Source organism: Thioalkalivibrio sp. XN8, from assembly GCF_011058255.1.
Classification (GTDB): domain Bacteria; phylum Pseudomonadota; class Gammaproteobacteria; order Steroidobacterales; family XN24; genus XN24.
This window is the reverse complement of record NZ_JAALFH010000032.1, coordinates 1-12,549: the sequence shown is the minus strand read 5'-3', so window position 1 is coordinate 12,549 and position 12,549 is coordinate 1. Positions and strand designations below refer to the sequence as shown.

The 12,549-nt window shown below is 70.7% G+C and carries 13 protein-coding genes and 2 pseudogenes; all 15 read left to right on the top strand.

Going from position 1 to position 12,549, the window contains the following annotated elements; translation table 11 throughout:
• Positions 1-82 precede the first annotated feature (82 nt).
• Positions 83-1,096, top strand: a complete 1,014-nt coding sequence (fliG, locus tag G6N75_RS03370) for a flagellar motor switch protein FliG (RefSeq protein ID WP_165346656.1) — start codon at positions 83-85, stop codon at positions 1,094-1,096.
• Entirely contained in the window at positions 1,089-1,745 is a 657-nt protein-coding gene (locus tag G6N75_RS03365; RefSeq protein WP_165346655.1) for a flagellar assembly protein FliH, read from the top strand. The genes fliG and G6N75_RS03365 overlap by 8 nt, the downstream gene beginning before the upstream one ends.
• 44 nt (positions 1,746-1,789) lie before the next feature.
• Positions 1,790-3,121 carry a flagellar protein export ATPase FliI gene (gene fliI / locus G6N75_RS03360; protein ID WP_206202900.1) on the top strand — a complete coding sequence of 444 codons (1,332 nt, stop codon included), beginning with the start codon at positions 1,790-1,792 and terminating at the stop codon, positions 3,119-3,121.
• Between the two features lie 4 nt (positions 3,122-3,125).
• Complete coding sequence (gene fliJ / locus G6N75_RS03355; protein ID WP_165346654.1) at positions 3,126-3,572, top strand: flagellar export protein FliJ; 447 nt, start codon at positions 3,126-3,128, stop codon at positions 3,570-3,572.
• 96 nt (positions 3,573-3,668) lie between these two features.
• Entirely contained in the window at positions 3,669-4,718 is a 1,050-nt protein-coding gene (locus G6N75_RS03350; RefSeq protein ID WP_165346653.1) for a flagellar hook-length control protein FliK, read from the top strand.
• Between the two features lie 165 nt (positions 4,719-4,883).
• Positions 4,884-5,408, top strand: coding sequence for a flagellar basal body-associated FliL family protein (locus G6N75_RS03345; protein ID WP_165346652.1), 525 nt, complete (start codon positions 4,884-4,886; stop codon positions 5,406-5,408).
• Position 5,409: 1 nt separating this feature from the next.
• The gene (gene fliM, locus G6N75_RS03340) at positions 5,410-6,435 is read left to right on the top strand and encodes a flagellar motor switch protein FliM (protein ID WP_165346651.1); all 1,026 of its coding nucleotides are present in this window, start codon (positions 5,410-5,412) and stop codon (positions 6,433-6,435) included.
• 110 nt (positions 6,436-6,545) lie between these two features.
• Positions 6,546-6,809: pseudogene (gene fliN, locus G6N75_RS03335) on the top strand (flagellar motor switch protein FliN); the annotation flags it as partial.
• A 7-nt stretch (positions 6,810-6,816) separates the two neighbouring features.
• A complete protein-coding gene (fliO, locus tag G6N75_RS03330; RefSeq protein WP_165346649.1) occupies positions 6,817-7,248 on the top strand; it encodes a flagellar biosynthetic protein FliO in 432 nt (143 codons plus the stop codon).
• A gap of 26 nt (positions 7,249-7,274) precedes the next feature.
• Entirely contained in the window at positions 7,275-8,009 is a 735-nt protein-coding gene (fliP, locus tag G6N75_RS03325) for a flagellar type III secretion system pore protein FliP (protein WP_240900909.1), read from the top strand.
• 3 nt (positions 8,010-8,012) lie between these two features.
• A complete protein-coding gene (gene fliQ / locus G6N75_RS03320) occupies positions 8,013-8,285 on the top strand; it encodes a flagellar biosynthesis protein FliQ (protein WP_165346647.1) in 273 nt (90 codons plus the stop codon).
• A gap of 12 nt (positions 8,286-8,297) precedes the next feature.
• On the top strand, positions 8,298-9,068 hold the full coding sequence (gene fliR, locus G6N75_RS03315) for a flagellar biosynthetic protein FliR (protein WP_165346646.1): 771 nt from the start codon (positions 8,298-8,300) through the stop codon (positions 9,066-9,068).
• A gap of 4 nt (positions 9,069-9,072) precedes the next feature.
• Positions 9,073-10,215 carry a flagellar biosynthesis protein FlhB gene (gene flhB / locus G6N75_RS03310; RefSeq protein ID WP_165346645.1) on the top strand — a complete coding sequence of 381 codons (1,143 nt, stop codon included), beginning with the start codon at positions 9,073-9,075 and terminating at the stop codon, positions 10,213-10,215.
• 2 nt (positions 10,216-10,217) lie between these two features.
• Positions 10,218-12,314 carry a flagellar biosynthesis protein FlhA gene (flhA, locus tag G6N75_RS03305; RefSeq protein WP_165346644.1) on the top strand — a complete coding sequence of 699 codons (2,097 nt, stop codon included), beginning with the start codon at positions 10,218-10,220 and terminating at the stop codon, positions 12,312-12,314.
• Positions 12,315-12,342: 28 nt separating this feature from the next.
• Positions 12,343-12,549: pseudogene (locus tag G6N75_RS03300) on the top strand (flagellar biosynthesis protein FlhF); the annotation flags it as partial.

The window sequence follows — 12,549 nt, the reverse complement described above, 5'->3', positions numbered from 1 at the left end:
GACCAGCTGAAGGTCGCGCAGGACATGGTGCGCGAGGATCCGAAGCTGGTGGCGCAGGTCGTGAAACAGTGGGTGGCATCCGATGGAAACCAGTAAGGCAGCCAGCATGAACGGCACGGACCGCGCGGCCGTGCTGCTGATGACGCTCGGCGAGGACAACGCCGCCGGGGTCCTGAAGCACATGGGCCCCAAGGAGGTCCAGCGCATCGGCTCCGCGATGGCGTCGCTGCAGAGTGTCTCGAAGCAGGACATGAACCGCGTGCTGCAGGATTTCGTGCAGACCATCGAGCAGCAGACTGCGCTCGGCGTCGGCAGCGACGACTACGTGCGCAAGGTGCTGACCCAGGCGCTCGGCGCGGAGAAGGCGGGCGGCGTCATCGACCGCATCCTGACCGGGCACCAGTCGAAGGGTCTCGAGGCGCTGAAATGGATGGACGGGCGCGCGGTCGCCGACCTGATCCGCAACGAGCACCCGCAGATCATCGCCATCGTGCTGTCCTTCCTCGACCCCGACCAGGCCGCCGAGGTGCTGCGGCTGCTGCCAGAGGCGGTGCAGCCCGAGATCGTGATGCGCGTCGCCACGCTGGACACCGTGCAGCCCGACGCCCTGGATGAACTCGACCAGATCCTGGAGAAGCAGTTCTCGCTCAAGACCCCGGCGCAGCCGGCGGCCATGGGCGGCGTGAAGAGCGCCGCCAACATCATGAACTGCCTCGACCCCGGCCTCGAGTCACGCATCATCGAGCAGGTCCGCAAGGCTGACGCCAAGCTCGGCGGCAATATCCAGGAACTGATGTTCACCTTCGACAACTTCCTGGACCTGGACGACCGCTCGATCCAGACGCTGCTGCGCGAGATCCCGGGCGACGGCCTGGTGATCGCCCTGAAGGGCGCCGACGAGGCGGTGCGCGAGAAGATCTTCCGCAACATGTCCAAGCGCGCCGCGGAAATCCTGCGCGAAGACCTGGAGTCCAAGGGCCCGGTGCGCCTGAGCGAAGTCGAGATGGCGCAGAAGGAGATTCTCAACACCGTCCGCCGGATGGCGGAGAGCGGCGAGATCGCCATGGGCGGCCGCGGCGGAGAGGAATATGTCTGAGGACCGGACCGGCGCGACTGCGTCCCGGCCCGTGGGCGTCATGTCCGGGGCCGAAGCGCAGCCGTGGTCGCTGCCGTCGGTCGGCCATGCCGGCGACGGCCGGGGCGGCCCGATGACCGCCGGCCGGCTCGAGTCCATCGAGGAAGAGGCGCGCCGGAGCGGCCACGAGGCCGGCTATGCCGCCGGGCTCGCCGCCGGCCAGGCGGAGATCGAGCGGCGTGCGGCGCGGCTCGACGAGATCCTGGCCAGCCTGGCCAAGCCCGTCGGCCACCTCGACGGCGAGATCGAGCAGGAACTGGTCGAGATGGTGATGGCGATCGCCCGGCGGCTGATCCGGCGCGAGCTGAAGGCCAGCCCGGGCGAGATCATCGGCGTGGTGCGCGAGAGCATCGCCGCCCTGCCCATCGGCGAGCGCCAGATCACGGTGCAGCTGCAACCCGACGACGCCAGCCTGGTCCGCGAAGCCTTCGGCGGGCGGGACACCGGGCCGGCCTGCCGGATCCTGGAGGACCCGTCGATGGAGCGCGGCGGCGCGCGCATCTCGACCGACATCTCGGTCATCGACGCGACGCTCGAGACCCGCGTCAATCGCGTCTTCGACCGCCTGCTGGGCGGCGAGCGCCAGTCGGATGAAGGAGAGCCCGAGTGAGCCAGCCGCTGCCGCTGCCCACCCCCGAGGCGCGCCGCACCGCGCTGTCCGGCCACCTGGCCCGGCGGCGCCGGCGGGTGGACCGCGCCAGCCCGATCATCGCCGAGGGCCGCCTGGTGCGCATGGTCGGCCTGACCCTGGAAGCCGTCGGCTGCGAGGCGCCGGTCGGCGGCCGCTGCCTGATCGTCGGCAGCGGCGGCGCGCAGACCGAGGCGGAAGTCGTCGGCTTCGCCGGCGAGCGCGTGTTCCTGATGCCGGTGGGCGACATCCATGGCCTCACGCCGGGCGCGCGGGTGCGGCCCCTGAGCGGTTCCCGCAACACGCCCGTGGGCGAGGCCCTGCTCGGGCGGGTCGTGGACGGCTCCGGGCGGCCCCTGGACGGGCGCGGCCCGCTGGAATGCGACGCCCGGATGCCGCTCCGCGGCCAGGCCATCAACCCCTTGTCGCGCGCGCCGCTGGAGGCGCCGCTGGACGTCGGCGTGCGGGCCATCAACGGCCTGCTGACCGTGGCGCGCGGCCAGCGCATGGGCCTGTTCGCGGGCAGCGGCGTCGGCAAGAGCGTGCTGCTCGGCATGATGACCCGCTATACCGCCGCGGACATCACGGTGGTCGGCCTGGTCGGTGAGCGCGGCCGCGAAGTGAACGACTTCGTGCAGAAGACCCTCGGCCCCGAGGGCATGAAGCGCGCCGTGGTGGTGGCCACCCCGGCCGACGACCCGCCGCTGATGCGGCTGCATGGCGCGATGCTCGCCACGACCATCGCCGAGTACTTCCGCGACCGCGGCCTGAACGTGCTGCTGCTGATGGACTCGCTGACCCGCTTCGCGCAGGCGCAGCGGGAGATCGGCCTGGCCATCGGCGAGCCGCCGGCGACCAAGGGCTACACCCCGTCGGTCTTCGCCCGCCTGCCGCAGCTGGTGGAACGGGCCGGCAACGGCCAGCCCGGCGGCGGCTCGATCACCGCCTTCTACACCGTGCTCGCCGAGGGCGACGACACCAACGACCCGATCGCCGACGCGGCGCGCGCGGTGCTGGACGGCCACGTCGTGCTGTCGCGGCGGGTCGCCGAGAGCGGCCGCTACCCGGCCATCGACATCGAGGCGTCGATCAGCCGCGCCATGAACGACATCTGCGCGCCGGCGCATCGCGAGGCCGCGCAGCGCTTCCGCCGCCTCTACGCCACCTGGTCGCAGAACCGCGACCTGCTGAGCGTCGGGGCGTACAAGCCCGGCTCGGACCCGGCGCTGGACGAGGCCGTGGCCTACCAGCCCGAGCTCGAGGGCTGGCTGCGGCAGGACATGCACGAGCCGGTACCGCTGAATCCGAGCCTCGACTCGCTGGCCGCGGTCGTGGCACCGAGGAACGAGGAGGCCTAGGGCGATGACGGAACCGCTGCGCAGCCGCCGGCTGATGCCGATCGCCCGCATCGCCGACCACCAGGAACAGGCGGCGGCGCGGGAGTTCGGCCGGCTGCAGACCAGCCTGGCGGCGCAGGAAAAACGGCTGGAGGAAATGCACGCCTGGTGGCGCGAGTACGCCGACGGGCTGGAGCGTCAGTCCGGCCAGGGCTCCGCCCTGATGCGGGAGGGACGGCTGTTCCTGGCCCAGCTGAACGAGGCGATCGAGCGCCAGAAAGGGGTAGTCGAGGCCGCCCGGCGGGATCTCGAGGCCGCCCGCGCGCGCTGGCTGGCGTCGCGCATGGACCACGAGGCGCTGGAGAAGGTGCTCGCCCGCGCCCGGGACGAGGAAGACCGCGTGGCCCGGCGCAGCGAGCAGCGGGAACAGGACGAATGCGCGGCGCGGATCCGCCGCCCGGAGACGCCGTGAACAATTGGCCGGCCGCGGCTGGCACGGTTTCTGCAGCACTCGTGCAGAGCCATTTGCAGCGCCGCCACGTGGGCCTGGCGCCAGGAGAGTGATGCCATGATGTTGCAACTGCCGGTCAACCTGTCCGAGGTCGCCGATCCCGCCCGCGTCGGCGGGCCCGGGAAACCGGTTTCAACAGGGGAATTCCCCGTGGAATGGGGCGATCTGCTCGGGCTGCTGCTGGCCGCCGAGCCAGGCGAGACCATGCCGGCGCTGGCGCCCGTGCCCGCCGAGGGCGCGCCGGCGCCCCTGCCGGGGACGCCGGAGGCGCTGGCCCGCACCCTGTTCGCGGCATTGCAGGCCGGCAAGATCTTGCCGCCCGGCGGCGAGGCGCTGCCGCTGCCGTCGCAGTTGACGGCGCAGCTGCCCGGCCAGTCCGGCGTGTTGCCGGGCGGCCCGGCGCCGGCCGGCGCGGCGGACCCGGCCGACGCGACCACCGATGCCATGACGCGCATGCTGGACCTGCTGCGGACGCTCCAGGGCGCGGTCGATCCGTCCGCCGGCGGGGACGACATGCCCTTGCTCCAGCGGGCCGAGCTGAAGATGCTCGAATCGACCGAGGCCGGGCGCCTGCTCCAGGCCGCGACACCGGCCGCGGCGACGGCCACGGCGAGCGCAGCGGCCGGCGGCCTGGGCGCAGCCTCCACCCCGACCGCTGCCGCGCCGACTGCCACGCCGCCGTCGCTGCCGATCAACACCGCGCCGGGCCAGCCGGAATGGGGCGAGGCCGTAGGCCAGCGGGTCCTCTGGATGGTGGCGAACAAGAGCCAGGTGGCCGAACTGCGCCTCAACCCGCCCGAGCTCGGGCCGCTCGAGGTCAAGGTGCGGAGCGATGACGACGGGCTCCGGCTGACCTTCGCCGCCGGCAACGGCGCCGTGCGCGAAGCGCTGGAAGCGGCGGCGCCCCGCCTGCGCGAGATGTTCCAGGCCGAGGGTCTGCGGCTGGAGAACCTGGACATCGGTCAGCGCCAGGCCGACGGCGAGCGCGCCGGCGAGCCGGGCACGGCCGGCGGGAGCGACGAGTCCCTCGCCGACGAGGCCGAGGCCGAAGCTGCCGCTCCGGCCGCCCGGGTGACCTCGGTCGGCCTGGTGGACCTGTTCGTCTAGCGCGCCGGCGACGCGCCTTCGGCGCGAACTTCCCCGCGGCCCCGTCAAGAAGCTGACGCGGACCCGAAGTACTCCTCCAAGTTATTGATTCAAAAGGGCTGTGCCGGATGGCACGGCTCTTGCTTTTGCTATTCCGACAGTTTTCTTCTCCACGGAGTGCTTCTCATGATCAATCCGGAAGCCGAGGGCTTGGAACAGCGCGCGGAGGCTGCCGCGGGCGGCGGGCGCAAGCGCGGCAAGGGCCGCCTCGTGATCATCGTCGTGCTGCTGGCGGCGCTCGCCGCGGGCGGCTATTTCGCCCGGCAGGTCTTCTTCGCCGACGATCCGGCCGCAGACGCCACGGCGGCCGAGGAGCAGGCCGGCAGCCGCAGCAATGCCCAGTACCTCGCGCTCGACCCGCCGCTGGTGGTCAATTTCGCCGCCGGCGGCAAGCTCCGCTACCTGCAGGTTTCGGTCGAGGTGATGTCCCGGGACGGCGCCGCGATCGAGACCGTCCAGCGGCACACCCCCGCCGTCCGCAACGCCCTGATCGCCCTGTTCAGCGAGCGGGACTACGAGGCCCTGCTGACGCGGGACGGCAAGGAGGCGCTGCGCCAGGAGGCCCTCGAGGTGATCCGCCAGGAGCTGACCCTGCTCACCGGCGAGCCCCAGGCCGAGGACGTCTACTTCTCCAGCTTCGTGATGCAGTGACATGAGCAAGGAAGAACTGCTTTCCCAGGACGAGATCGACGCGCTGCTGCACGGCGTCGACAACGGCGAGGTGGCGACTGAGGACCAGCTGTCCGCGCACGACGGCGTGGCCCGCCCGATCGATCTCGCCAGCCAGGAGCGCATCCTGCGCGGGCGCATGCCGGCCCTGGAGATGATCAACGAGCGGCTCGCGCGCCACCTGCGCAACACCATGGCGGAGCTGCTGCGGCGGCACCTGGACATCACCGTCGGCGAGCTGCGCCTGGAAAAATTCAACGAGTACCGCCACGCCCTGCCGGTCCCCACCAGCCTGAACATGATTCGCGCCCGGCCCTTGCGCGGCACCGCGCTGCTGGTGCTGGAGGGCGGGCTGGTGTTCATGCTGGTCGATCACTTTTTCGGCGGCGGCGGCCGCTTCAAGACCCGGGTCGAGGCGCGCGAGTTCACGGCCACCGAGATGCGCGTCATGCGCATGGTGCTGGATCGCGTCTTCGCCGGCCTGACGGACGCCTGGGCCCCGGTGAAGCCGCTGGAGTTCGAGTATCTCAAGACCGAGGCCAATCCCCAGTTCGCGGACATCGTCCGGCCCGACGAGGTGATGGTGATCTGCAGTTTCAAGATGGAGCTGGAGGGCGGCGGCGGCGAGCTGCAGGTGGCCTTCCCCTACACGATGCTGGAGCCGATCCGGGAGCTGCTCGAAGCGCGGTCCCCGGGCGAGCGCAGCGAAAGCGACGCGCGGTGGCGCAAGGCGCTGCACGACGAGGTCCGCCTCGCGCCGGTCGAGGTCAGCTGCAAGCTGGTCGAGCTCGACCTGAGCGTCAAGCAGCTGCTGCGGCTGAAGCCCGGCGACGTGCTGCCCATGGACATGCCCGAGCGCGTCACCCTTTACGCCGAGGGCATCCCGGCGTTTCACGGCCGGTTCGGCGCCTCGCAGGGCCGGCACGCAGTACAGGTAATCGAGCCCGTCCGGCGGGAGGCCGTCGAGGCGGAAATCAAGCAGGAAGTGAGCCAGGAGCGCGGAAGATGAGCGAGCAACAGATCCCAGCAGGCGGCCAGGGCGGCGGCGCGGCACAGGCCGCGACGGCCGGCCAGGCGGTGCCGCCGAAACCCCTGAAAGACGAAGGCCAGGCGGCCGGCGAGGACGTCAACCTCGAAGTCGTCCTAGATATCCCGGTCACGTTGTCGATGGAGATCGGCCGCGCCAGGCTGCCGATTCGCAACCTGCTGCAGCTGAACCAGGGCTCGGTGGTCGAGCTCGAGCGCATGGTCGGCGAGCCGATGGACGTGATGGTCAACGGCACCCTGATCGCGCACGGCGAGGTGGTGGTCGTCAACGAGAAGTACGGCATCCGCCTGACCGACGTCATCAGCCCCGCCGAGCGCGTCCGCAAGCTGCGTTGATCGAGCCATGGCACGCACCCTGAGCCTGCTCGCCCTGCTGCTGCTGCCGCTGGCGGCCTTCGGCGCCGACCCGCAGGCGGCGCCGGGCTTCGACGGCGCCGGCCAGGTCGGCAGGATGATCGCCGGCCTGCTGTTCATGATCGTCGTGATCGTCGGCCTGGCCGCATTGCTGCGCCGGGTCAACGGCCTGCAGCGCAGCCTGCCGGGCGCCATCCGGGTCGTCTCGGTAACCTCCGTGGGCGCCCGCGAGCGGCTGATGCTGGTCGAGGTCGGCGGGCGGCAGCTGCTGCTCGGCGCCGCGCCCGGCCGGATCCAGACGCTGCTGGTGCTGGACGAGCCGGTCGCTGCGCCGCAGCCCGGCGCTGCCGGCCAGGCGGGCGGCTTCGCCCAGCGGCTGCGCGAAGCACTGCACGCCCCCGGGCAGGAGCGGCGCCCGTGACCCGTCGCGGCGTCGTGACCGGCCTGCTGTTGCTGCTGGCGCTCTGCTGGCCCGCGGCGGCCGGTGCCCAGGCGGGCGGCGGCGAGCTCGAGCTCCTCTCGGTGACCACCGCGGAGGACGGCACCCAGCAGTACTCGGTGACGCTGCAGGTGCTGCTGCTGATGACGCTGCTGAGCCTGCTGCCGGCGGCGCTCATCATGATGACTTCCTTCACGCGCATCGTGGTCGTGCTGGCCATCCTGCGCCAGGGCCTCGGCACCCAGCAGACCCCGAACAACCAGATCCTGATCGGCCTCGCCCTGTTCCTGAGCCTCTTCGTGATGGCGCCCGTGCTGGAGCGCATCTACGAGGACGCAGCGAAGCCCTACCTGGAAGAAACGCTGAACGCGCCCGCGGCCCTGCAGGCGGCGGGCGGCCCGATCCGCGAGTTCATGATCGCGCAGGTACGCCAGCCCGACCTGCAGCTGTTCGCCGAGCTCGGCGGCTACGAGGGTTTCGAGACGCCCGCGGACGTGCCGTTCTCGGTGCTGGTGCCGGCCTTCGTGACCAGCGAGCTGAAGACGGCCTTCCAGATCGGCTTCCTGCTGCTGGTGCCCTTCCTGATCATCGACCTGGTGGTCGCCAGCGTCCTGATGTCCATGGGCATGGTGATGCTCTCCCCGCTGATCATCTCGCTGCCGTTCAAGATCATGCTGTTCGTGCTGGTCGACGGCTGGTCGCTGGTGATGAGCACCCTCGCCGCAAGCTTCCTGGTGAACTGAGCCATGACCCCTGAAACCGTGATGGAGATCGGGCGCAACGCACTGGCGGTCACGGTCATGCTGGCCGCGCCGATGCTCATCATCGCCCTGGTGCTCGGCCTGGTGATCGGCATGATCCAGGCCGCCACGCAGATCCAGGAGATGACGCTCTCCTTCATTCCCAAGCTGCTCGGCCTGGTGGCCGTGCTGGCGGTCGGCGGGCACTGGATGCTCGGCCTGATCGTCGACTACACGCGCGATCTCATCCAGGCCATCCCGGGCCTGCTGCTCGGCTGAGGCGTCGCCCGCATGGAGTTCACCCAGCTGCAACTCGACACGTGGATCGCCAGCCTGGTGCTGGCGTTCGCGCGTATCGTCGCGCTGCTGGTCGCCGCCCCGCTGTTCGGCACGCGCTCTATCCCGATGCGGCTGCGCGCCGGCTTCGCCCTGGTGCTGGCGCTGATGCTGCTGCCGATCCTGCCCCCGGCGCCGCCGCTCGAGCTGTTCAGTTTCCCGATGTTCCTGGCCGTGGGCCGCGAGATCCTGGTGGGCGTGACCGCCGGTTTCGTGCTGCAGATGGTGTTTGCCGCGCTGGCGATGGCCGGCGAGGTGATCGCGCTCGGCATGGGCCTGGGCTTCGCCTCGCTGGTGGACCCGGACAAGGGCGTGCAGGTGCCGGTCGTCGGCCAGCTGCTGGTGATCCTGGCCACGCTGCTGTTCCTGGCGCTGGACGGCCACCTGGCGCTGATCCGCTTCCTGGTGCTGAGCTTCCAGGGCCTGCCGGTCGGCGGCGGGATCGATTTCGGCGACTACGCCGCCATCGCCAACTGGGGCACCGTGATGTTCGGCCACGCGATCATGATCGCGCTGCCGGCCGTGGGCGCCCTGCTGCTCGCCAACCTCGCCATGGGCGTGGTCACGCGGGCCGCGCCGCAGCTCAACATCTTCGCGGTCGGCTTTCCGATGACCCTGATGCTCGGCTTCATCATGCTGTACGCCACGGTCAGCACGGTGGGCAGCCGCTTTACCGACCTGCTGGCCGAGGGCTTCGTCATGATCGGCTGGCTGCTGGGAGGCTGAGGCGATGGCCGAGCATGACACCAGCCAGGAACGCACCGAGCAACCAACTCCAAAGCGACTCCAGGACGCGAAGAAAAAGGGCCAGGCAGCCCGGTCCCGCGAACTGAACACCACGGCGGTGCTGCTGAGCGGCGCCGGCGCGATGATCGTGTTCGGCGGCGCCATGGGCGAGAAGATCGCCGGCCTGATGATCAACGGCCTCACCCTGCCGCGCGAACTGGCTTACGACCCGCGCCTCGTGCCCACCGTCTTCGGCGAGTCCGCCATGGCCGGCCTGCTCATGCTGCTGCCGCTGTTCGCCGCGGTGCTGGTCGCCACGCTGGCCGGTCCCGCCGCGCTCGGCGGGCTGGTGTTCAGCGCCGAGTCGATCAAGCCGAAGCTCGAGAAGCTCAGCCCCATCGCCGGGCTGAAACGGATTTTTTCGCTCAACGGGCTGATGGAGTTCGCCAAGACGCTGGTCAAGTTCGTCTTCGTCACCGGCGCCGGCCTGCTGGTGCTCTACCACCTCACCCCGGAGCTGCTGATGGCGGGCGAGAGCAGCGTGGAGACTGCGGTGCCCGGACTTGCCGCGACTTCCCTCTGGGTGCTGCTGGTGCTCTCCGCCGTGATGCTGCTGGTGGCCGCGGTCGACGTGCCCTTCCAGCTCTGGAACCACAACAAGCAGTTGCGCATGACCCGCCAGGAAGTGCGCGACGAGTTGAAGGAGACCGAGGGGCGGCCCGAGGTGAAGGGCCGGATCCGCCGGATCCAGGCGGAGATGTCGCAGCGCCGGATGATGATGGCCGTGCCGGAGGCCGACGTGGTGGTCACCAACCCGACCCACTACTCCGTGGCCCTGAAGTACGACCCGGCGGGGATGGCCGCGCCGCGCGTCGTGGCCAAGGGCGCGGACGAGATCGCGCTGAAGATCCGCGAAGTCGCCGCCGCCAGCGGCGTGCCGCGGCTGGAGGCCCCGCCGCTGGCGCGGGCCCTGTACTTCACGACCCGGCTGGACCAGGAAATCCCGGCCGAGCTGTTCCTGGCGGTCGCGCGCGTGCTGGCCTGGGTCTACCAGCTCAGGACCGCCGGCGCCGCGGCGCCCCCGCCGCCCGATGGGCTCGATGTTCCTGACCACCTGACCCGCCGCCAGCCCGGCCGGAGAATCTGACGATGGGAAGACTCACTGACAATCTCGGCCTCCTCGCCCGCACCGGACTGGGCACGCCGCTGCTCCTGATCGCCCTGCTGGTGATGATCGTCCTGCCGTTGCCGCCGATGGCGCTGGACGTGTTCTTCACTTTCAACATCGCGCTCGCGCTGGTGGTCATCCTGATGACCGTCTATGCGCCGCGGCCGCTCGAGTTCTCGGTCTTCCCGACGGTGCTGCTGGTCGCCACCCTGCTGCGGCTGGCCCTGAACGTCGCCTCCACGCGGGTCGTGCTGATGAACGGCCAGACCGGCACCGACGCGGCCGGCAAGGTGATCGAGGCTTTCGGCGAGTTCGTCGTCGGCGGCAACTACGCGGTCGGCCTGGTGGTGTTCGCCATCCTGGTCATCATCAACTTCGTGGTGGTGACCAAGGGCGCCGGGCGCGTGTCCGAGGTCAGCGCCCGCTTCACCCTGGACGCCCTGCCCGGCAAGCAGATGGCCATCGACGCGGACCTGAACTCGGGCCTGATCACACAGGACGAGGCCCGCTTGCGGCGCGCCGAGACGGCTGCCGAGGCCGACTTCTACGGCTCCATGGACGGCGCCAGCAAGTTCGTGCGGGGCGATGCCGTGGCCGGCATCCTGATCCTGTTCATCAACATCATCGGCGGCCTGATCATCGGCACCACGACGCACGGCATGCCGCTGGCCGACGCCGCGCGCACTTACATCCTGCTGACCATCGGCGACGGCCTGGTGGCGCAGATTCCCTCGCTGCTGCTGTCCTCGGCGACGGCCATCATCGTCACCCGTGTCTCCGCGGCCGGCGACATGGGCAGCGACGTGGTGCGCCAGTTGTTCGGCAGCGCGCGCGCCATCGCCATCGCGGCGGTCATCATCGGCATGCTGGGCCTGGTGCCGGGGATGCCGAACCTGGTGTTCCTGGGACTCGCGGCCGCGCTCGGCGCGGGCGCCTGGGCGCTGCACCGGCGCTCGCGGCAGGCGGCGGTCGAAGTGCTGCCCGAGGAGCCGGTCGAGCCGGCCGGGCCGCGCGAGCTGGCCTGGGACGACGTCAGCCAGGTCGACCCCGTCGGCATGGAGGTCGGTTACCGGCTCATCCCGCTGGTCGACCGCGGCCAGGGCGGCGTGCTGCTGGAGCGGATGAAAGGCGTCCGGCGCAAGCTCTCGGAGGAGCTCGGCTTCCTGATTCCGCCGGTGCACGTGCGCGACAACCTCGACCTCGGCCCGAACGCCTACCGGATCACGCTCAACGGCGTGCCGGCGGCCCGGGGCGAGATCCACCCGGACCGCCACCTGGCCATCAACCCGGGACGGGTCTACGGCACCCTCGAGGGCACCGAGACCACCGACCCCGCGTTCGGCCTGCCGGCGGTGTGGATTGCGGCCGAGCAGCGCGACCAGGCCCAGACCCTGGGCTACACGGTGGTCGATCCGGCCACGGTCGTCGCCACCCACCTCAGCCAGGTGCTGCGCGAGCATGCGCACGAGCTGATCGGCCACGACGACGCGCAGCAGCTGCTGGACCGCCTGGCCAAGAGCCATCCCAAGCTGGTCGAGAACCTGGTGCCCAAGGTGCTGAGCCTCGGGGTGGTGCTGCGGGTGATGCAGAACCTCCTGGCCGAGCAGATTCCGATCCGCGACATGCGCACGATCGCCGAAACTTTGGCGGAGAACGGGGCCCGGAGTCAGGATCCCGTCGCCCTCACCGCCGCCGTGCGGGCCGCCCTGGCCCGGTTCATCGTGCAGGGAATCACTGATTCTCAAGAAGATTTGCCGCTGATCGCGCTGGATCCCGGGTTGGAACAAGTTTTGCAACGGAGTCTCCAGGCAACGGGTTCGGCGGGTCTCGGCATCGAGCCCCGGCTCGCGGAAAGGCTCCAGCGGGGAGCGAGCGAGGCGGCGCAGCGCCAGGAGATCGCGGGTGAACCCGCCGTGCTGGTCACTTCGGCCGAATTGCGGCCCTGGCTGGCGCGGTGGCTGAGACCGGTGGTCCGGGGGCTGCACGTGCTGGCCTACACCGAGATCCCGGACAGCCGGCCGGTGAAGGTGGTCGCGACGCTGGGCGCGGCCGAGGGGCAGGCAGCCACCGCGGCATGAGCGGGACGGACAGGGACAGAGGACAGACATGAAGATCAAGCGTTTCTTCGCGCCAGACATGCGCCAGGCGATCCGGATGGTGCGGGACGACCAGGGCCCCGATGCGGTGATCCTTTCCACCCGCACCACCGGCGGCGGGGTCGAGATCGTCGCGGCCGTCGACTATGACGCCGAGCTGGTCCACAGCATGATCGGCGACGGTCGCGAGGAGGGCGGCGCAGCGCCGGCCGGCCCG

Excerpts from the sequence above, each read along its gene's own strand:
- fliG (WP_165346656.1), top strand. The coding sequence starts at position 83 with ATGGAAACCAGTAAGGCAGCCAGCATGAACGGCACGGACCGCGCGGCC.
- G6N75_RS03365 (WP_165346655.1), top strand. The coding sequence starts at position 1,089 with ATGTCTGAGGACCGGACCGGCGCGACTGCGTCCCGGCCCGTGGGCGTC.
- fliJ (WP_165346654.1), top strand. The coding sequence starts at position 3,126 with ATGACGGAACCGCTGCGCAGCCGCCGGCTGATGCCGATCGCCCGCATC.
- G6N75_RS03350 (WP_165346653.1), top strand. The coding sequence starts at position 3,669 with ATGATGTTGCAACTGCCGGTCAACCTGTCCGAGGTCGCCGATCCCGCC.
- G6N75_RS03345 (WP_165346652.1), top strand. The coding sequence starts at position 4,884 with ATGATCAATCCGGAAGCCGAGGGCTTGGAACAGCGCGCGGAGGCTGCC.
- fliM (WP_165346651.1), top strand. The coding sequence starts at position 5,410 with ATGAGCAAGGAAGAACTGCTTTCCCAGGACGAGATCGACGCGCTGCTG.
- fliO (WP_165346649.1), top strand. The coding sequence starts at position 6,817 with ATGGCACGCACCCTGAGCCTGCTCGCCCTGCTGCTGCTGCCGCTGGCG.
- fliQ (WP_165346647.1), top strand. The coding sequence starts at position 8,013 with ATGACCCCTGAAACCGTGATGGAGATCGGGCGCAACGCACTGGCGGTC.
- fliR (WP_165346646.1), top strand. The coding sequence starts at position 8,298 with ATGGAGTTCACCCAGCTGCAACTCGACACGTGGATCGCCAGCCTGGTG.
- flhB (WP_165346645.1), top strand. The coding sequence starts at position 9,073 with ATGGCCGAGCATGACACCAGCCAGGAACGCACCGAGCAACCAACTCCA.
- flhA (WP_165346644.1), top strand. The coding sequence starts at position 10,218 with ATGGGAAGACTCACTGACAATCTCGGCCTCCTCGCCCGCACCGGACTG.